The organism is Streptomyces sp. NBC_01351, from assembly GCF_036237315.1.
Taxonomy (GTDB): Bacteria; Actinomycetota; Actinomycetes; order Streptomycetales; family Streptomycetaceae; genus Streptomyces.
In genome coordinates, this window is the sequence record NZ_CP108356.1 from 4973382 (window position 1) to 4991987 (window position 18606).

The 18606-nt window shown below is 72.2% G+C and carries 18 protein-coding genes and 2 pseudogenes; 11 read left to right on the forward strand and 9 right to left on the reverse strand.

The genetic code is table 11. The features are described 5' to 3' along the window. Positions 1-34 precede the first annotated feature (34 nt). Positions 35-563: pseudogene (locus OG625_RS23000) on the reverse strand (GNAT family N-acetyltransferase). A gap of 196 nt (positions 564-759) precedes the next feature. Between OG625_RS23000 and OG625_RS23005 the strand changes: the two are divergent. Continuing rightward, on the forward strand, positions 760-1737 hold the full coding sequence (locus OG625_RS23005) for a sigma-70 family RNA polymerase sigma factor (protein ID WP_329384308.1): 978 nt from the start codon (positions 760-762) through the stop codon (positions 1735-1737). 166 nt (positions 1738-1903) lie between these two features. Here the strand turns inward: OG625_RS23005 and OG625_RS23010 are convergent, their stop codons facing one another. Further along, positions 1904-2860 carry a helix-turn-helix transcriptional regulator gene (locus tag OG625_RS23010; RefSeq protein ID WP_329384310.1) on the reverse strand — a complete coding sequence of 319 codons (957 nt, stop codon included), beginning with the start codon at positions 2858-2860 and terminating at the stop codon, positions 1904-1906. A gap of 63 nt (positions 2861-2923) precedes the next feature. On the opposite strand from OG625_RS23010, the gene OG625_RS23015 reads away from it, so the two are divergent. The 3 genes from OG625_RS23015 to OG625_RS23025 all read left to right on the forward strand — a co-directional run bounded on the left by OG625_RS23015 (position 2924) and on the right by OG625_RS23025 (position 6409). Beyond that, positions 2924-4507 carry an MFS transporter gene (locus OG625_RS23015; RefSeq protein WP_329384312.1) on the forward strand — a complete coding sequence of 528 codons (1584 nt, stop codon included), beginning with the start codon at positions 2924-2926 and terminating at the stop codon, positions 4505-4507. 133 nt (positions 4508-4640) lie between these two features. Continuing rightward, entirely contained in the window at positions 4641-5402 is a 762-nt protein-coding gene (locus OG625_RS23020; RefSeq protein WP_329384315.1) for a DeoR/GlpR family DNA-binding transcription regulator, read from the forward strand. A gap of 176 nt (positions 5403-5578) precedes the next feature. After that, positions 5579-6409: a 1-phosphofructokinase family hexose kinase gene (locus OG625_RS23025; protein ID WP_329384318.1), complete on the forward strand. Its 831-nt coding sequence runs from the start codon at positions 5579-5581 to the stop codon at positions 6407-6409. Between the two features lie 161 nt (positions 6410-6570). Here OG625_RS23025 and OG625_RS23030 read toward each other — a convergent pair whose 3' ends face one another. Then, a complete protein-coding gene (locus OG625_RS23030) occupies positions 6571-7350 on the reverse strand; it encodes a DUF6227 family protein (RefSeq protein WP_329384320.1) in 780 nt (259 codons plus the stop codon). Positions 7351-7542: 192 nt separating this feature from the next. Here OG625_RS23030 and OG625_RS23035 point away from each other — a divergent pair, with 192 nt between their 5' ends. Further along, entirely contained in the window at positions 7543-8193 is a 651-nt protein-coding gene (locus tag OG625_RS23035) for a vitamin K epoxide reductase family protein (RefSeq protein WP_329384323.1), read from the forward strand. An 84-nt stretch (positions 8194-8277) separates the two neighbouring features. On the opposite strand, the gene OG625_RS23040 is transcribed toward OG625_RS23035, so the two are convergent. Continuing rightward, complete coding sequence (locus OG625_RS23040; protein ID WP_329384327.1) at positions 8278-8688, reverse strand: rodlin; 411 nt, start codon at positions 8686-8688, stop codon at positions 8278-8280. Between the two features lie 270 nt (positions 8689-8958). Between OG625_RS23040 and OG625_RS23045 the strand changes: the two genes are divergently transcribed. After that, the gene (locus OG625_RS23045; RefSeq protein ID WP_329384331.1) at positions 8959-9513 is read left to right on the forward strand and encodes a hypothetical protein; all 555 of its coding nucleotides are present in this window, start codon (positions 8959-8961) and stop codon (positions 9511-9513) included. Positions 9514-9675: 162 nt separating this feature from the next. Further along, a complete protein-coding gene (locus OG625_RS23050) occupies positions 9676-9915 on the forward strand; it encodes a chaplin (protein ID WP_329384334.1) in 240 nt (79 codons plus the stop codon). A gap of 77 nt (positions 9916-9992) precedes the next feature. Here OG625_RS23050 and OG625_RS23055 read toward each other — a convergent pair whose 3' ends face one another. The 5 genes from OG625_RS23055 to OG625_RS23075 form a co-directional block, all read right to left on the reverse strand. Further along, positions 9993-10352: a hypothetical protein gene (locus tag OG625_RS23055; RefSeq protein ID WP_329384336.1), complete on the reverse strand. Its 360-nt coding sequence runs from the start codon at positions 10350-10352 to the stop codon at positions 9993-9995. 189 nt (positions 10353-10541) lie between these two features. After that, complete coding sequence (locus OG625_RS23060; RefSeq protein ID WP_329384339.1) at positions 10542-11672, reverse strand: chaplin; 1131 nt, start codon at positions 11670-11672, stop codon at positions 10542-10544. Positions 11673-11793: 121 nt separating this feature from the next. Then, positions 11794-12027, reverse strand: a complete 234-nt coding sequence (locus tag OG625_RS23065; RefSeq protein WP_329384341.1) for a chaplin — start codon at positions 12025-12027, stop codon at positions 11794-11796. 230 nt (positions 12028-12257) lie between these two features. Then, entirely contained in the window at positions 12258-12668 is a 411-nt protein-coding gene (locus OG625_RS23070; RefSeq protein WP_329384344.1) for a rodlin, read from the reverse strand. A 118-nt stretch (positions 12669-12786) separates the two neighbouring features. Next, entirely contained in the window at positions 12787-13041 is a 255-nt protein-coding gene (locus OG625_RS23075; protein WP_329384347.1) for a chaplin, read from the reverse strand. A 174-nt stretch (positions 13042-13215) separates the two neighbouring features. Here OG625_RS23075 and OG625_RS23080 point away from each other — a divergent pair, with 174 nt between their 5' ends. The 4 genes and pseudogenes from OG625_RS23080 to OG625_RS23095 form a co-directional block, all read left to right on the forward strand. Then, positions 13216-14328 carry a DUF3344 domain-containing protein gene (locus OG625_RS23080; RefSeq protein ID WP_329384350.1) on the forward strand — a complete coding sequence of 371 codons (1113 nt, stop codon included), beginning with the start codon at positions 13216-13218 and terminating at the stop codon, positions 14326-14328. A 17-nt stretch (positions 14329-14345) separates the two neighbouring features. Then, entirely contained in the window at positions 14346-15545 is a 1200-nt protein-coding gene (locus OG625_RS23085) for a glycosyltransferase (RefSeq protein WP_329384353.1), read from the forward strand. Further along, positions 15542-17059: an exopolysaccharide biosynthesis polyprenyl glycosylphosphotransferase gene (locus OG625_RS23090; protein ID WP_443067749.1), complete on the forward strand. Its 1518-nt coding sequence runs from the start codon at positions 15542-15544 to the stop codon at positions 17057-17059. The genes OG625_RS23085 and OG625_RS23090 overlap by 4 nt, the downstream gene beginning before the upstream one ends. Continuing rightward, a pseudogene (locus OG625_RS23095) lies at positions 17059-18396 on the forward strand (O-antigen ligase family protein); the annotation flags it as partial. The gene OG625_RS23090 and the pseudogene OG625_RS23095, both read left to right, overlap by 1 nt. Between the last annotated feature and the right edge of the window lie 210 nt (positions 18397-18606).

The window sequence follows — 18606 nt, forward strand, 5'->3', positions numbered from 1 at the left end:
TGGAGGCGTATGCCGCAGGAATATGCCTCGCCCCTCACCCGGACGGGTGGTCCAGCCGCTTCTCGTACCACCGCACGTCCCAGTACCGCCCGAACTTCCACCCGGCCTCCGTGAACTCCCCGATCCGCCGGAACCCGAAGCGCTCGTGGAGCCGTGCCGAGGCCTCGTTCGGGAGGGCGACCCCCGCGAACACGCGGTGCACGGGCTCCTTGGCCAGCTCCGCGAAGAGGGCCTCGTACAGCGCCGTCCCGATGCCCCGGCCGACCGCGTGCGGGGGCCAGGTAGACGCTCGCCTCCACCGACGTGGCGTACGCCGGTTTCGGACGGAATGGGCTGCTTGTGGCGTATCCGGCCATTCGATCGCCGGTCCAGGCAACCAGAAGCCGGTGCGGGCCGTCTTCAGGGTGGGAGTGCAGCCACGGGCGGCGCTGTTCCGGGGTGAAAACGGCCGTGTCGAATGTGACGGCGGTCTCACGGACGTAGTGGTTGTACACGTCCGTGAGGGGTGTCAGATCGGCCTCCGTTCCCGGCCTGACCTGCACCTCCTCGAAGTCCTGCGGCATCCGGTCCCCTCTCGTGGCGGGGCAGGATACTGCAAGATCTCGAAAAAGAGGGAGCGACGTGGGAATTCTGTCCCGATTCCAGTCGTTGTTTCCTTCGGAAGCGGGCACTCGGGAGAGTGTCCGAAGGGCGCTCCACCGCACCCCGGTGGCCGTCCGGCAGCCGCACCGCGACCGAACTCATCGCAAGGGAGCACGCATGGCAACCCGCGCCGTCGCCCGCCGTAAGTCCACGAGCAGCGCACGCGCTGTGGGCGGGGAGATCGCAGACCGCGACCTGGTCGGCATGTACCTGGACGAGATCGCGCGCACCCCGCTGCTCGACGCCGCCAAGGAAGTGGAGCTCTCGCAGATCATCGAGGCGGGCGTGTACGCCCAGCAGATCCTCGACGGCGAGATGGAGCGGAAGGGCGACGCCCCCGCACGCGAGGAGCTGGAGGCGCTGGCCGCCGAAGGCGAGCGCGCCAAGGAAGTCTTCATCCGCTCCAACCTCCGTCTCGTCGTCGCCGTCGCCCGCCGCTACCCGCGCAGCGGTCTGCCGCTCCTCGACCTCATCCAGGAGGGCAACGCCGGCCTGGTCCGCGCGGTCGAGAAGTTCGACTACGCCAAGGGGTTCAAGTTCTCCACGTACGCCACGTGGTGGATCCGCCAGGCGATCACGCGCTCCATCGCGGACCAGTCCCGCACCATCCGCCTCCCCGTCCACCTGGTCGAGGAGCTGGGCCGGATCCGCCGCGTCCAGCGCGAGTTCAACCGCGAGAACGGCCGCGACCCGGAGCACGCCGAGGTCGCCGCCGAGCTGGACTCGACGGAGAAGCGCGTGGGCGACGTACTGGACTGGGCGCGCGACCCGGTCAGCCTGAACATGTCCGTGGACGACCAGGGCGAGACGCAGTTCGGCGACCTCCTGGAGGACACCTCCGCGATCTCCCCCGAGCAGTCGGTGCTGTCGCTGCTGCGCAGCGAGGAGCTGGAGGACCTGCTCGGCAAGCTCGACCAGCGCACCGCGTCGATCATCAAGATGCGGTACGGCATCGAGGACGGCCGGGAGCGTACGCTGACAGAGGTCGGCAAGCAGCACGGCCTGACCCGCGAGCGGATCCGCCAGATCGAGAAGCACGCGCTGCTGGAGCTGAAGCGGATGGCCCGCGACACGGGCTTCGACGCCGCGGCCTGACGCGGCCGGCCCACCCCCAGACGAGCCCCGGCACCACCCCCCCCCAGGTGCCGGGGCTCCCCCCTGCCGCGGCCTCGGCGGCCCGCCGCCCTGGGGCTCCGCCCAGGCCCCGCGGGTGCGGCGCCGCTGCTGGGGCGGAGCCCCGCGTCCTTCGGCGGAGCGGGCCCTACTCGACCGATCCCCCGGCTCCCGACAGCCGCGCCCCCAGCGCCCCTGCGGCCGCCCGCAGGGCAACCGGTTCCCGAACCGTGAACGGGACGCCGACCAGCGCCAGCCGCGCCGCCAGCCACTCCGGCGCGTCCCCGCTCTCGAAGCGGACCACCGTCTCCGACCCGCCCCCGCCCGGGAGGGCAACGGCGCGGAGCCACCCCGGCAGCGCATCCGCCCCCGCCGCGAAGGCGGCCTCCACCGCGTACGTCCCCCCGCCCCGCAGCCCCCGCCGTACGAACTCCTCCGCGTCCATCGGCAGCCCCCGCGGAGCGAACCTCGCCCCCGTAGCGAACGGCTCCCGCACCCGGTCCACCCGGAAGGTGCGCCAGTCCTCGCGCTCCAGGTCGTACGCCACCAGGTACCACCGGCTCCCCGTGCTCACCAGCCGGTACGGCTCCACCAGCCGCCGCGATTCCACCCCGTCCCCCGCCCGGTACGCGAACCGCAGCCGCTCCGGCCCCGCCACCGCCGAGGCCATCGTGGTCAGCGTCCGGGGGTCCACGCTCGCCCCGTCCCCCCGCGTCAGCGCGGTCGTGGCCGACTGCAGCGCGCCCACCCGGTGCCGCAGCCGCGACGGCAGTACCTGTTCGAGCTTGGCCAGGGCCCGTACGGAGGCCTCCTCGATCCCGTCGATCGCGTGCCCGGCCCCCGCCCGCAGCCCCACCGCGATCGCCACGGCCTCCTCGTCGTCGAGGAGCAGCGGCGGCATCGCTGCGCCGGCCACCAGCCGGTACCCGCCCTCCGCGCCCAGCGTGGCCTCCACCGGGTAGCCCAGATCCCGCAGCCGCTCGATGTCCCGCCGGATGGTCCGCGCACTCACCCCGAGCCGCTGCGCCAGTTCGCTCCCGGGCCATTCGCGCGGGGTCTGGAGGAGGGACAGCAGGGAGAGCAGCCGCGCCGGAGTATCTGTCATGCGATCCAGACTGCCAGCGAAAGCGGACACAATCTGACCTACATCCCGTCTAGGTTTCTCTCCATGAGCACCGAGACGTCCAAGACATCGCCCGCGAGAGAGAGCGGGCCCGTACAAGAAGAGCGGAACGAGACGACAGCCCCCGCAACCACGAACGGCTCGCCCACGAACGGGTCGCCCGCGGACCGCCGCCGCTGGCTGGCGCTCGCCATCGTGATGACCGCGACCTTCATGGACCTGGTCGACGTCACGATCGTCAACATAGCCATCCCCAGCATGCGCGAGCACCTCGGGGCCTCCACCAGCGCGATCCAGTGGATCACCGCCGGCTACGCCCTCGCCTTCGCCGCCGGCCTGATCACCGGCGGCCGTCTCGGTGACATCTACGGCCGCAAGCGCGTCTTCCTCATCGGCATCGCGGGCTTCACCGTCGCCTCCCTGCTCTGCGGCATCGCCGCCAACCCGGGCATGCTCGTCGCCTCCCGCCTCTTCCAGGGCGGCATGGCGGCCATGATGGTCCCGCAGGTCCTGGCGATCATCCACGTCACCTTCCCGCCGCACGAGCGCGGCAAGGTCTTCGGCATGTTCGGCGCGATCGTGGGCCTCGGCGCCGTCTCGGGCCCGATGCTCGGCGCGCTGCTCAGCGAGTGGAACCTCTTCGGTCTCGAATGGCGCCCGATCTTCCTGATCAACCTGCCGGTCGGCATCGCGGCCGTGATCCTCGGCCGCATGTTCATCAGTGAGTCCAAGGCCCCCAAGGCCCTGCGCCTCGACCTCGTCGGCGTGGTCCTCGCGACCCTCGCCCTGGTCATGCTGATCTTCCCGCTCACCCAGGGCCGCGAGAACGGCTGGCCGCTGTGGGGCTTCGTCTGCATGATCGCCGCGCCGTTCGTCTTCGCCGCGTTCATCACGTACGAGAAGTACAAGATCAAGAAGGACGGCTCCCCGCTCGTCGAGCTCTCCCTCTTCAAGGTCAAGAGCTTCGCCGGCGGTATCGCCGTCCAGCTCACCTTCGGCATCGCGACCGGCATCTTCTTCCTGGTCTGGACGCTGTACATGCAGATGGGCCTCGGCTGGAGCGCCCTGCGCGCCGGCTCCACCGGCATCCCCTTCTCGATCGCCGTCTCGGCCGCCGCGGGCATCTCGGTCGGCAAGCTCGTGCCGCGCTTCGGCCGCAAGGTGCTCCAGGCCGGTGCGCTGATCATGGCCGCGGGCCTGCTCCTGTACATCTGGGAGTCCGAGCACTACGGCATGGAGATCGCCCCCTGGCAGATGGCGGCCCCGCTGGTCCTGATGGGCATCGGCATGGGCCTGATCGTGGCCCCGCTGAACGACACCACCCTCTCCGAGGTGCCGCGCGAGCACGCCGGCTCCGCCTCCGGCCTGATCAACACCACCGGCCAGACGGGCAACGCGCTGGGCCTCGCTCTCACCTCCGTCGTCTTCTTCGGAATGATCGACGACGACATGGTCTTCGGCGTGCCGTACGTCGAGGCCTTCCGCGTCGCGCTGTGGTGGATCGCGTCCGTCCTGCTCGTGATCTTCGCGGTGATGTTCCTGCTGCCGCGCAAGCCGATCCCGATGGAGCAGCGCGAGGGCGGCTCGGAGTACGTGGCCCCGGCCGCCGAGAAGGTCCCGGCCTCCTAGGGTTTCCCGCTCTCGGTCCACGGACATGCCCGCCTTCTCAGGCGAGCATGTCCGTTTCCTTTTGTTTTCGCCTGCAATCGGGCGTACGGTAGGGGAAGCCACAGAATCGGGCATCGAACGGATGCAAACCCACATGTACGCACCGGAGCGCCAGCAGGAGATCCTCCGCCTCGCCCGCGAGGCCGGCCGGGTCGACGTGGTCTCCCTCGCCGAGGGGTTCCAGGTCACCGCCGAGACCGTACGCCGCGACCTCAAGGCCCTCGACCGGGCCGGCCTGGTCCGCCGCGTGCACGGCGGCGCCATCCCGGCCGGCCGCCTCGACTTCGAGCCGGACCTCACCGAGCGGGAGGCCACCGCCGCGGACGAGCAGGACCGCATCGCGGCCGCCGCCCTCGGCGAACTCCCCGACGGCGGCAGCGTCGTCCTCGACGCGGGCAGCACCGTCGCCCGCCTCGCGGCCGCCATCCCGGTCGAAACGGCCCTCACCGTGGTCACCCACGCGCTGCCCGTCGCCGCCCGGCTCGCCGACCACACCGGGATCGACCTCCATCTCGTCGGCGGCCGCGTCCGCCACCGCACCCGCGCCGCCGTCGACGCGTGGGCGCTCCGCGCGTACGCCGAGATCCGCGCCGACGTCCTGTTCCTCGCGACGAACGGATTCTCCGCCGAGGGCGGCCTGACCACCCCGGACCTCGCCGAGGCCGCCGTCAAGCGCGCGGCGATCGCCGCCGCCCGCCGCGTCGTCCTCCTCGCGGACTCCGCGAAGGCCGGGCAGGAGCACTTCGCGCGCTTCGGCTCCTTCGCGGACATCGACCTGCTCATCACGGACAGGGGGCTCGGCCCCGACCGCAAGGCTGCGATCGAGGCCGCAGGTTCGGAAGTCGTGCTCGTATGATCCTCACCGTCACGCCCAACCGTTCCTTTCGACTGAGCGGAAGCGAGTCCGTTCAGCCGCACGCCCCGAACGGTCTTGGGCGCACTGGTCCCCGGCGTACTCGACCCCGGGGAGGCGACACGCATCGTGTGCGTGGTCCTGTCCCGGGAGGCTGGTTCCCTGTGCGACCTGGCCATGTGGGTCCGGCCAGAGGCGGCGGGGAGGCCCCAAACCATCTCTCTGGTGGAGAGGGGGCCCCGCACGCTGGCACCGTTCCCGGCGTCCCAGATCGCACGGCGACGCTATCCCGACCCGCCCAGGGCCCCGCAAGCCGTCAAGTCGAACGTCACACGATCGAGCGACAACAACCTCGTACGACAAACACGTCCGGCCCGCAGTTCTGTCCGACGGAATCGCCCACCTCCCTGGAGACGGTCCGTACGTGGTCCACGCACGCGGCCTGGATCGCCTGCTGCGGCAGTCTCCCGCGCGGCCTCGCGCCCGGGTGGTACGCCGACCTGGTCGCCGGCGCCCGCGAAGCGGGCACCCGCATCGCCCTCGACACCACGGGCCCGGCCCTGCTCGCGGCGCTCCCGGCCCGGCCGGACGTCATCAAGCCGAACGCCTCCGAACTGGCCGCTGCGGTGGGCCGCCCGCTGTCCACCCTGGCCGACGTGACCGAGGCGGCGCAGGAGCTCCGCGCACGCGGCGCGGGGGCGGTACTCGCCTCCCTGGGCGCCGACGGCCAGCTGCTGGTCGCGGAGGAGGGCACCTACTACGGCACCGCGCGGGTCCCCGTGGACCGGGTCCGCAGCAACGTCGGTGCGGGCGACGCCTCCCTGGCCGGCTTCCTCGTCGCGGGAGGCACCGGCCCGGCCGCCCTCGCCTCGGCCCTGGCCCACGGCGCGGCCGCGGTCCAACTTCCCGGAAGCGCCATGCTGACCCCCGCGGACCTGAGCCCCGAAGCGGTCCGCGTCACCCAGGACCTGCCCCTGGACCTCCGATTGTCGGAACCCGCCACGGCCTGACGGGCGCAGGGCGATTTCAGCCGCGCCGGCGTTTGAGGCGCTGGGGGTACCCCCAGCGGTAGCTGGGGGAGGGTCCGGGGGCGGAGCCCCCAGCGGGGAGGGGCCGGGCCGGATCCGGGGGCCGGGGCCCGAGCCCCGGATCGGCCGACCTCAGCGGAGCGTCACCGCACCCGTGCGCGGAGCTCCATCGCTTCGCGCGCGGCCGCCTCGGTGTCGTACACCTCGCACATGTGCCGCCCGTCCGGGGTCGCCGTGTGCTCGACCTCCCACAGGCTGAGCTCCGCCCCGTCCAGCAGCACGAAGGCGTGCTCGTACAGGCTGAACCCCGCGTCCCGCCCGTCCGACAGGCACTGCCGGGTGCCGAACGCCTGCGTGATGTGGTGCGCGTACGCCGACCGCAGCAGCGCGGCCACCGGCTCGCCGGGCCGGTCCGCGTTCTCCGCGCGGCGCAGGACCCGCCGGGCGTGGTCGGCGGACTCCTCCACCACGTACTCCCGGTGCCGCTGCGCCGGAGCCGAGGCCGCGAACAGCGCGCTCAGCACGGCGACGTCGTTGTCCGGATCCTCGTCGCCCGGCAGCAGCACCGGCTCCAGCGCCGCGTCGGCCGGGACCGCGCCGAACAGCCGGGCCACGGCCAGGCAGATCTCCGCCTTGCTCGCGAAGACCTCGTGCCGGACCGTGCGGTCGCCGTCGCCGTCGCCGAGCCGGTACGTCAGCTCCCACAAGGAGACCGAACCGCCGTCCGCCAGCAGGTAGGTGTGCCGGTGCGTCTCCCGCCACAGCCCCGTCGCCGGACTGTGGTGGGTGGTGTACAGCGAAGAGCTGTGGGCGAGCGCCGCGCCGAGGCGCTCGACCAACCGGTCAGGAAGGTCGAAGGAGTTGAGGGTGCGGCCGAGGAGTCGCTCGAGGTGCGCCTCGGTTGTCTCGTACGGATCGCTCAAGGTGGGTCTCCAGGCCGTCGCAGCTTGTCACTTCGCGGGAGCTCAACGTAGCCCCTGGCTCTGACATCACGTCCGGGGTTCGGTAAAACGTCCGGGAACCATCAGTGGTTCCCGCCACCCCTTCAGGTCAACTTGCGTACGAATAGGCATGGTTCAGCCTGCTGTGTGGTGGAGCGCGGGACTATGGGCGGCATGGCAACGAATACAGTGGGCGTCCCGCACCAACAGGAACGGCCCGACAGTCGACACGAGGGCGGCCCGCAGGCCGCGGCGGCCGCTCCGAGGGGGCCGGCCTGGCTGCTGGTCCTCACGGGGGCGGCCGGAGTGCTCGCCTCCTGGGTGATCACCCTCGACAAGTTCCTCCTGTTGGAGGACCCGGACTTCAAGCCGGCCTGCAGCCTCAACCCGGTGGTCTCCTGCGGCAGCGTGATGCAGAGCGAGCAGGCGCAGGCGTTCGGCTTTCCCAACCCCATGCTCGGGCTGGTCACCTACGCCGTCGTCGTGTGCGTCGGCGCGGGCCTGCTGGCCGGCGCCCGCTACCGCGGCTGGTTCTGGCTCGGACTGAACGCCGGAACGCTCTTCGGTGTCGGATTCTGCACCTGGCTGATGGTCCAGTCGCTGTACGAGATCAACGCGCTGTGCCTGTGGTGCTGCCTGGCCTGGCTGGCGACCCTGCTGATGTTCTGGGCGGTCACCGCGCACAACGTCCGTACGGGCGCCCTCCCGGCCCCCGCCCCGGTGCGCGGCTTCTTCGACGAGTTCGGGTGGGCCCCGCCCGCCCTGCACACCGGGGTGATCGGGATGCTGATCCTCACCCGGTGGTGGGACTTCTGGACCGGGTGACGCAGCCCCGAACGGCCGCACGCGCGAGGGCCCCGGCAGCTGGACGCTGCCGGGGCCCCCGTCGCTCGACGCGGGGAGCTGGGATCAGCTGCCGACGGAGCCGTTGCCCGAGAGGACCGGGATGTTGTCCAGGATGTGCGAGAGCGGCTCGTCGCCCTTGGCCTGGGTGGAGTTCTCGGTGCACTGCTGGTTCTGCGGGTTGGACAGGACGTTGATGTCCTGGACACCGACGTTGACCAGGGCGACCAGCGACTGGGCGTTGACCTTCGCCGGCAGACCGATGCAGGGCTTGTTCAGGGTGCCCTGGACCAGGCCGAGCTGCGGGCTCATGTCGCCGTGGGTCTTCTGGTTGCCGTAGACCTGCGAGGCACCGTTGCCGTTGACGGTGTTGATCCCGTTGTCGTTGCCGATGGCCATGGCCGGGGCCGCGGCAGCGGCGCCCGCGCCGACCGCAACGGCGGAGACCGCGGCGGCGGTCATGAACTTCTTGAACATCTTGATCCTTTTGTCGCACGAATGCCCGCTGATGGAGCGCCCTGGTCAACTGTCCCGGCGGGTGGTTGGTTCCGGTGCTTCACTCAAACGGCCCGCGTGCCGCCGGGTTTTCCCCGGAGGGGGTGAGCCTTCTGCGGACGCGTGCGCGAAGCCCGTACGCACCCCTCAGCTGTTCAAGATCCGGTTGCGCTCCGTGCGAGGTGTTCGCACGGTGAGTGAGGAAGCGGATCGCTCTGGTCCGTTTGTATGCCACCACCAGAAGGAACACCCATGCACCGCACCAAGCCCTCCCGCGCCCGCATGATCGTCCCGTCGGCCCTCGCCGTCGTCATACTGACCGGCGCGGCCGCCCCCGCGGGCGCCGCGGACGGTGAGGGTGCCGCCGCGCGCACCGAGCGGGCGGCGACCGTACAGCGGCAGATCGAGAAGGTGGAGAGCCGCGCCGCGGCCGGCCCGATCGACGACCTCCTCGCCGGCCTCACCAAGACCATCGAGGACCTCCTCAAGTCGGTGGGGGGCCTGCTGCCCGGAGGGATCACGCTGCCGCCGATCCAGCTGCCGAAGCTCCCGGACCTCAACCTCCCCGACCTGTCCGACATCGTCCCCAAGCTGCCGGTGGAGCTCCCGCCGCTCGACGGGGTCGCCCCGGACCTGCCGGCGGTCCCGCTCGTACCTCCGGCGGACACCGCGCCCGAACTCCCGGGCGCGGTCCCGCTCGTACCTCCGGCGGACACCGCACCCGAACTCCCGGGCGTCCCCGAGCTCCCGGACGCACCCGAGATCCCTGACATCCCCGAGATTCCGGAGATCCCCGACCTGCCGTAGGGGTCGGGAGGACGGCGCGGAACCCCGTGCGCGACCACGGCCCGGCCATTGAGCTGAACAGGTCTGATCTCGCGCGAGGCCGTGTCGTCCGGGAAGCTGGGACGTTTCGCTCGATGTGAGCCCCGAACCGGGGCAGAACGTCGAACAGAAGGTGCACTTCCCATGAACTCTGCCAAGAAGGCCGCCCTGGTCCTGGCCACTGCTGGTCTCGCTGCGGCCGGTGCCGCCGGCTCCGCTTCGGCCGACTCGTCGGCCGAAGGCGCGGCCGTGGGTTCCCCCGGTGTGCTCTCGGGCAACCTGGGCCAGGTCCCGGTCCACGTTCCGGTCAACGTCTGCGGCAACTCCGTGAACGTCATCGGCGCTCTGAACCCGGCGTTCGGCAACGTCTGCGTCAACGACTGACGTCGGCGGTTCGGCAGCTCAACCGACTGTGGGCGCCCCGGCTTCGCCGGTGGCGCCCACAGTCGTGTCCGGGCGGCTCAGCCCTGACCGCCCTGACCGCCGTTGAGCTGGACGCCGCCGAGCATCGGGTTCGCCTGGGTGGCGCCGTTCGCGAGGCCGAGGACCGTGCCGGGCACGTCGTTGCGGACCTTGTTGACCTTCTGGGCCGTGCCCACGACCTTGTTGACGGCATCGCCCTGCTCGGCCAGCGCGTTGCCGGCGGTCTGCGGGAGGCTCTCGGTGACGGGGCCGAGGGTGTTCAGTGCGTACTCCGCCCCGCCGGTCACGCTCATGGGGGGCATCGCAGCGGCCGGGGCATCGGCGGCGAACGCGGGGGCGGAGGCGCCGAGGGCGGCTACGGAGCCGACGACGACAGCGGCGACCTTCGAGAGCTTCATTATCGAAATCCTCTTCTTTTCGTGGGCGGAGGCGTCAGCGGCGACCGTCGCACCGCTTTCACCATGCGTAACGATCGCCCGCCGGTACGGAAACGCGAATCCGCGGGGACATGACAGCGGCCGGAGAATCCGACAAGGGATTCTCCGGCCGATATTTCTTCCGATTACCGGTATTACCGGCAATGCCGATCAGGTGATTCGGGACCGCCGGTACAGAATGGCGCCACCCAGGATCAGGGCCGACGCGAGGGCTGCCGCGGCCGCGGGCTGACCCGCGCCGGTCTCGGCCAGCATCGGCGCCGTCAGCTGCGCCGGTACGGGAACGGGCGCGGGGGCCTGCGGAGCCGGAGCCGGAGCCGGGGCGGGGGCGGGGGCCGGGGGCAGGTGGACGGGGATGTCACCCGCGGGGGCGGCCGGCGGCTGGTCGGCGGGGCGCTCCACCGGCTGGCTGCCGTGCGGCGGCCGGGGCGCGGGCGCTTCCTCGACGGGAGCCTCGGGCGTCGGCGCGGGGGCCTGCGGAGCCGGGGCCGGGAGCGGCTGCGGAGCCTCGTCGACCGGGGCCGGTACGGGCGCCGGAGCGGGGAGCGGCGCGGGCGCTTCCTCGACGGGAGCCTCGGGGACCGGGGCGGGTGCCGGGAGCGGCGCGGGGGCCTCCTCGACGGGAGCCTCCGGGGCCGGGGCGGGGAGCGGCTTGGGGGCCTCCTCGACCGGGGCCGGGGGCGGCTTCTCCTCCTCGGGCTGCGGCTGCGGGGGTGCGGGGGGTGCCGGGTGGGGCGCGGGGGCCGGGTGCTCCGCCTCGGGCCCGGGCTGAGGGTGGTCGTCGCACTCCTCCTCGCCCTGCTGCTCCTCGCCGGAGCTGCCGTAGCCGCCCTGGTCCCGCGGGCCGCCCTGGTCGTGCCGGTCCCGCTGCTCGTGCTGCTCGTACTGGTCACGGGGGGACTCGTGGCGCTGTTCCGGCACCCGGTGGCGGGCCTCGCGCTCGTCGAGGTAGCGCTCCAGGGCCTCGGCGTTCTCGGGGCTCAGGTAGCGCGCGTAGTCGGCGTCGTCATCGGCGTGCGAGCCGGTCGTGGTGGCGCAGGTGTTGCCCATCGCGGGGTTGAGTCCCGCCCCGGCGTCCACGCTGTTGCCGCACACGTTCGGCGCGAAGGTGATCGGTACCGAGACGCTGTTGCCGGCGAGCACACCCGGCGAATGCGAGGCCTCGGCGCTCGCTCCGGGGTGTGCGTAGGCCGCACCGGTCGCGATCGACAGCAGACTCGACGCGGCTGCCGCCGTGAGCATCCCCTTGCCCAGTACCTGTCGGCTCAGTACCTGTCGCATGGGTCCTTCCCTGTCTACCGGCGGGTTGCGCCGGTGCTGAATCGAAGGTGGCCTCGGAGTGCACCGCCGTGCACTCCGAGGCCACCCCGAGGAGGTTGCCCTTGCGGGCACAAGAGCTTCGTCAGGCGTTGACGCAGGTGTTGCCGAACGCCGGGTTCAGCAGCGCGATCACGTTGACGGTGTTGCCGCAGACGTTGACCGGGACGTGCACGGGGACCTGGAGCAGGTTGCCGGAGAGCACGCCGGGGGAGCCCACGGCCTTGCCGTCGGCGCCCGCGTCGGCCATGGCGGGGGAGGCGGCACCGGCGGCCATCAGAGCGCCGGCGGCCAGCACCACTGCCTTCTTGTACGTCATTTGTTTTCGATCCTTCCCGCAGAGGCGTATCCACTGCAGAATTAACAACGAGCGGTCGGAGTAAAAGAAACCACATGTTTTCGGCGACGGCCCGGCTATTCACTCCGATGCCCTGCTCGAATTCCGGTTCCGGTTCTCCGGTGGATTTGTGAAGATGTTTTACGGGGGTTCACAAGCGGCGAGGCCGCCGCGACCCGAAGGTGCGGCGGCCTCGCAGGCGCGGGGCTCGGTCAGCTGCCGGCGGAGGCGTTGCCGGAGAGCACCGGGATGTTGCTGAGGATGTGCGAGAGGGCCTCGTCACCCTTGGCCTGGGTGGAGTTCTCGGTGCACTGCTGGTTCTGCGGGCTGGACAGGACGGGGATGTCCTGGACGCCGACGTTGACCAGGGCCAGCACGGACTGCACGTTGGCCTTCGCGGGCAGGGCGATGCAGGGCTTGTTGAAGGAGCCCTGGATCAGTGCCATCTGCGGGCTCATGTTGCCGTAGGTGGCCTGGTTGCCGTAGATCTGCGAGGCGCCGTTGCCGTTCACGGTGTTGATGCCGTTGTCGTTGCCGACCGCCATCGCCTGCGGCGCCATGGCCGCACCCATGCCCACGACCGAGGCGGCAACCGCGGCCGAGGCCATCATCTTCTTGATCATTGTCGTCCCTTTTTTGCAGGATTGCCCGGTAGTGGAGCACCCGGAACAACGGCCCGGCCCTGGTTTGGGTTGCGTGGCTTCACTCGGATGCATCCGTTTCGGGCGGCACGGTTGACGGTCAGGCGTTCACGCAGGTGTTGCCGAACGCCGGGTTCAGCAGGCCGATCACGTTCACGGTGTTGCCGCAGGCGTTGATCGGAACGTGGACCGGGACCTGGAGCAGGTTGCCGCTCAGGACGCCGGGGGACTCGCCCGTGAAGCCGTTCGCCGTCGCGCCGTCCCCGCCGTGCGCGGAGGCGAGGCCCGCGCCGCCCATCAGCATGGCGGCGCTCGCGACGGCCATGGTGGTGCCGCGTACCAGCCTCTTCTTCATCTCCGTAATTCCTTTCGGTTCGAACAATGGTGCAACGCATAACGACCCGCCGGTCCGGAGGGTGCGCACTATCGCCCGAAAGGCCGTACGAGCGAGTCCGACGTGATTTCCAGCCCGATTTCTGACAAAGTGCACTCCTGTTTTGTCCCGTAGATCGAAAATGGAGACAGGGTCATGGGTTCCTCCCGCAGAATCCTCGGCACACTCGGTCTGCTGTCCTGCCTCACGCTTTCCGTGCACGTTCCAGTCGCGGGTGCCGCGCCGTCCGCTTCGAATGCTCCTTCGCCGAGAGAGCAGCCCCGCGTCACCTTCACCGAGCGTTACCAGGCCGTGCTGCACGGCGGGCTGGTCCGGGCCTCCAACTCCGCCATCGGCTGCCGCAAGGAGGAGTCCCCGGAGGCCGAGCCGTGTGCCGACGTCAAGCGGGGGGCGGCGGGGGTCAACGGCGACTTCGAGATGTTCTACAGCGAGGTCGACTCCGACCCGGACACCTACAACTCCACCCGCGCCGAGCTCAAGGTGCCGCAGGGCGCGAAGGTCTCGTACGCCCGGCTCTACTGGGGCGGGAACCTGCGGGTCGGCGAGCAGAAGCCGCCGCAGGACAACGGCCGCGTGCTGGTCGCCGAGCCGGGCGGGGCCTACAAGGAGGTCCTCGCCGACACGGTGATCGGCCACCGGACGGACGCGGGGAGCGACGCCTACCAGGCCTCCGCCGACGTGACCCCGCTGGTGCGCAAGGGCGGGGCCGGGATGTGGACGGTCTCCCAGCTGAACGTCGCCATGGGGCACTCCGAGGTGGGTGCCTGGGGCGGCTGGACGCTGGTGGTCGCCTACGAGCATCCGAAGGAGCCGGTGCGCCGGATCTCGCTGTGGGACGGCTTCGAGGTGCTGGCCGCCCGGGCCGGCGACGGGATCGTCGAGGTCGAGGGCCTGACGGCGCCGGCCGGGGCCGCGGGGAAGGTCGGGCTGGTCGGCTACGACGGGGACCGCGGGGTCCTCGGGGATTCACTCACCGTGACGTCCGACAGCGGACGACGGGTGATCATCGGCGATGCGGAAAATCCTTTTAATGATGTTATGAATTCCACGGTCACGGAATTCGGGGATCAGGATCACTCGTTCGTGCGACAGCCCGAACATATTAACAATCTCGGATATGACGCGGACGTGTTCGACCTGAGTCCCGCCCTGTCCGGTGGCGCCCGCAGCCTGAACTTCAGGTTCACGGGCGAAAGTCAGGGTCATTTCCTCGGTGTGCTCTTCGTTCAGACAGATGCGCGCCGCTGAACGTAGGAGCACTCCACGTGCCCACACAGCCACGGGCCGCACGGCCCACGACCGTCCTCCACCTCGTCCAGCCCGTCGACGGCGGCGTGGCGAGGGTCGTCATCGACCTGGTCCGCGCCCAGACCGCCGAAGGCCTGCGCACCGTCGTCGGCTGCCCGCGCGGCGGCGTCCTCGCCGACGGCGCCCGGGATGCCGGGGCCGAGGTGCTCACCTGGCGCGCCGGGCGGGCCCCCGGCCCCGGGCTGCCCGCCGAACTGCTCGGCGCCCGGCGGCTGCTGGGCCGCGTCCGGCCCGACCTGCTGCACGCCCACAGCGCCAAGGCGGGACTGGCCGGGCGGCTCGCGGCGCGCGGCGCCGTACCCACCGTCTTCCAGCCCCACGCCTGGTCCTTCGACGCCGTCGGCGGGGCCACCGCCGCCCTCGCGCTGCGCTGGGAGAGGTACGGGGCCCGCTGGGCCGACCGGGTGCTCTGCGTCAGCCAGGCGGAACGCCGCGCGGGCGAGACCGAGGGCATCACCGCCCACTGGGCGGTGATCCGCAACGGCGTCGACCTGGACCACTTCCGCCCCGGCTCACCGGACCCCGACCACGACAAGGCCCTGGCCCGCGCCGAACTGCCGCTGCCCGCCGCCTTCCGGGGCGACGGCCCCCTCGCCGTCTGCGTGGGCCGGCTCTGCCAGCAGAAGGGGCAGGACGTCCTGCTGCGCGCCTGGCCGGAGCTGCTGGGCACCGTCCCCGGGGCCCGTCTCGCGCTCGTCGGCGACGGCCCCGACACCGAACGGCTGCGCCGCACGGCAGCGCAGTCCGGCGGCACGAGCGTGCTCTTCGCGGGAGCCGCCGCGGACATCCGGCCGTGGCTTCGGGCCGCCGATCTCGTTGTACTGCCGTCGCGGTGGGAAGGCATGGCGCTCGCCCCGCTCGAAGCCATGGCCTGTGGCCGGCCGGTCCTGGTCTCCGACGTCAGCGGTGCCCGCGAAAGCCTGCCGCCCGGCCAGGGACGCCTGTGCCTGGTACCGCCGGAGGACCCGACGGCGCTGGCCAAGGCCCTGGGAGGGCTGCTCGCCGAACCGCGGCTGCTCGCCGAACTCGGCGAGCAGGCACGGCAGCACGCCCGGACCGACTTCGACGTGCGGCGGACCACGGACGCGGTCACCGGTCTGTACCACGAACTGCTGGGCCGGCCCCGGCCCTTGAACCAGGAGCGCATCAGCCGATGACGATGGACAGCGCACCCGCGCGGCGGCACACCGGGCAGGCCGGCACGGGGCCCGCCGGCACCACTGCCGTACGCCGTGCCGCGACCGCCATCCACCCCCCGCGCGGGCCCAAGGCCGACCGGGCCCGGCCCGCCGTGCGCCCGCAGCGGATCCGCCGCAGCGGGCTGGTGCTCCCGCTGCTCACCGCCGACGCGCTGGCCGCCGTACTGACCGTGACGGCCCTGCCCGCAACGGCACTGCCGGCCGGGGCGGCCCTGCCGCTCGTGGCACTGTCCCCCTTCGCGCTCGCGGCCCTGCACGCGCAGGCCGGGCTGTACCGGCCGCGGCTCGCGCCTTCCGCGCTGCTCGAACTGCCCGCGCTGGCAGGGCGGTCCGCCGTCCTGTGGTGCACGGCCGGGGCGGTCGCCGCCGCCGTGGACCCGGGCCGGGCCCTGGGCTGGAGCGTGCTGCTGACCGCCGTCTGCCTTCAGGTCGTACTGACGTGCGCGGGACGCGGGTTCGTCAACCAGTTCCGGCGCCGTACGGCCGTACGCAGGCCCGCCTCCGCCCTCGTCGTCGGACCCGGCGCCGGGGCGGGCGCGGTGGCCGCCGCCCTGCACGGCCGACCCGAGTTCGGGCTGCGCCCGGTCGGGCTCGCCGACCCGGCGGGCGCCGCCGAAGGGGACGCCGGGGCGCTGCCGGTGCTCGCCACCCACGAGGACGTCCGGCGCGCGGTCATCCAGAACTCCGTTCGGCACGCGGTGTTCACCCGCCCGCCGGAGGCCGACGAGCGCACCGCCTCGCTGGTCCGGCTCTTCCACGACCACGGCTGCCGGCTCTGGCTCGCCGACCCGGCCGGTACCGCCAAGGTCACCGGCATGCGGGTGGCGTACCCCGCCGACCAGCTGTGGGGGTACGCCGTGCAGCCGCTGCTGCCGCGCCCGGCACGGCCGTTGGAGCGCTGGGCGAAGCGGGGCATCGACGCGGTGCTCGCGCTGGTCGCGCTGGTCGCAGCCGCACCCGTGATGGGCGCCTGCGCGCTCGCCGTGCGGATCTGGGACGGGCCGGGGGTGATCTTCCGGCAGGAGCGGGTCGGCCTGTACGGGCGGCCCTTCACCCTGCTGAAGTTCCGTACCCTGCGCGCCGACGAGCACGAGGCCGCCACCCGCTGGACGGTCGCGGGGGACCGCAGGATGAGCGCGGTCGGCTCCTTCCTGCGCAAGTCCTCGCTGGACGAGCTGCCGCAGCTGTGGAACGTCGTACGGGGTGACATGAGCCTGGTCGGCCCGCGCCCCGAACGGCCCTTCTTCGTCGCCAAGTTCGCCACGGTCCACCCCGGCTACGAGGCCCGGCACCGGATGCCCGTCGGCATCACGGGCCTCGCCCAGATCAACGGCCTGCGCGGGGACACCTCCATCGAGGACCGGGCCCGCTTCGACAACCACTACATCGACACCTGGTCGCTGTGGCAGGACCTGTGGATCCTCGCCCGCACCGCGGCCTCCTTCTTCCGCTTCCGGCTGGGGGGCAGCTGATGAGCCTTGCCGTATCCCTCTCCCCGAGGGGTGAACGGCCCGACCTGCCGGGCCTGCTGCGGCGGCACTGGCCGTTGCTGCCGCTCGCGGCGACCGTACTGTTCCTGCTCGCCCCGCTCCCGGCGGGGGACGCGACCGCCTCCGGGAAGGTCGGCCCGGCCGACGCGGCCTCGCTGCTGCTGGTCTTCGTCTGCGGGGTCCAGGCGCTGCGCGGCCGGGTGCGGGAGCTCCGCCCGCTGGGCGTGCTCGTGCTCGGGGCGCCGGGGGTCGGGCTCGCGGTGGCGACGATGACCGCGGGGGATCCGTACACGGCCCTGCCCGGCTTCGTGCGCTACCTGCAGGTCTTCGTCCTGGTCCCGGCGGCGTTGGTGCTGCTGGTGCGCGACGCGGGGGAGTTCCGGCTGGCCGCCGGATGCTTCGTGGTGCTGGCGCTGGTGCAGGGCGCGGTGGGGGTCGTGCAGTACGCGACCCACACCGGGGCCTCGTACCAGGGCGAGGACATCCGCGCCGTGGGCACCTTCGGCCCCGGTGACGTCATGGGCATGGCCACGGTGGTGGCGTACGGGCTGATCGTGGCGACCGCGATGGCGCTCGCGCCGGGACTGCCGCCGCGGGTACGGCGGATCGCCGGGGGCTGCGCCCTGCTGCTGGTCCTGCCGCTGGTGCTGTCGTTCAGCCGGGGCGCGTGGATCGCGACGGCGGGGGCGGCGCTGCTGGTCATGGTCCTGGCCGGGATCCGGCGTGCCCTGAAGGTGCTGGTCGCGCTGTGTGCGGCCGGGGTGGTCCTGGTGGGCGGTCTCGGGGTCGGCTCCGACATGGTCGCCGAGCGGCTGACCTCCATCACCCAGGTGTCGAGCGCGCCCGACCAGTCGGTGACCGACCGCTACACGATGTGGGCCGCGGCCGAGTCGATGTGGCGCGAGCGGCCTGCGGTGGGGGTCGGGCTGAAGGGCTTCCCGGCCCACCGGGACGGGCACGCCTCGCTGGGACTGTCCTCCGGCAGCGACACCGCGGGTGCGGGCCAGGGCTACCTCCGCCAGCCGCTGCTCTCGCCGCACAACCAGTACCTGCTGATCCTGAGCGAGCAGGGGCTGATCGGCCTGGCCGCGCTGGTGGGCGGCTGGGCGGTGCTCCTGGTGGCGGGGCTGAGGCGGCTCGCCTCCGGTGGGTTCGGCGGGGGCAGGGGGATCCAGGACTGCGGGCTGATCGCGCTCGGCCTGCTCGTGTGGCAGCTGACCGACTTCCTGTACGCGGACATCGGCGGGCCGTCCACGGTCCTGACCGGCGTGATCATCGGCCTGGCCGCCTGGTGGGCCCTGCCTCTGCCCTCCCGGGGGGCAGCCACCGGTTCGCTGGGCGCGGCCTCCCCGGCGGGTGCCGCATTCGGTGGGGTCACAGGGCCCACCCCGGGCACGGTCGCCGGGTCAGCCCCCGGCGGAGGGCAGCGGGCTACGGCCGCCGGGGCCGCGGCCCCGGGCGGCCGCCCACGCGGCGGTGCGGGGTCCGCCTCCGGCGGGGGTTCCGGTTCTGGCACCGGCGGGGCTCCT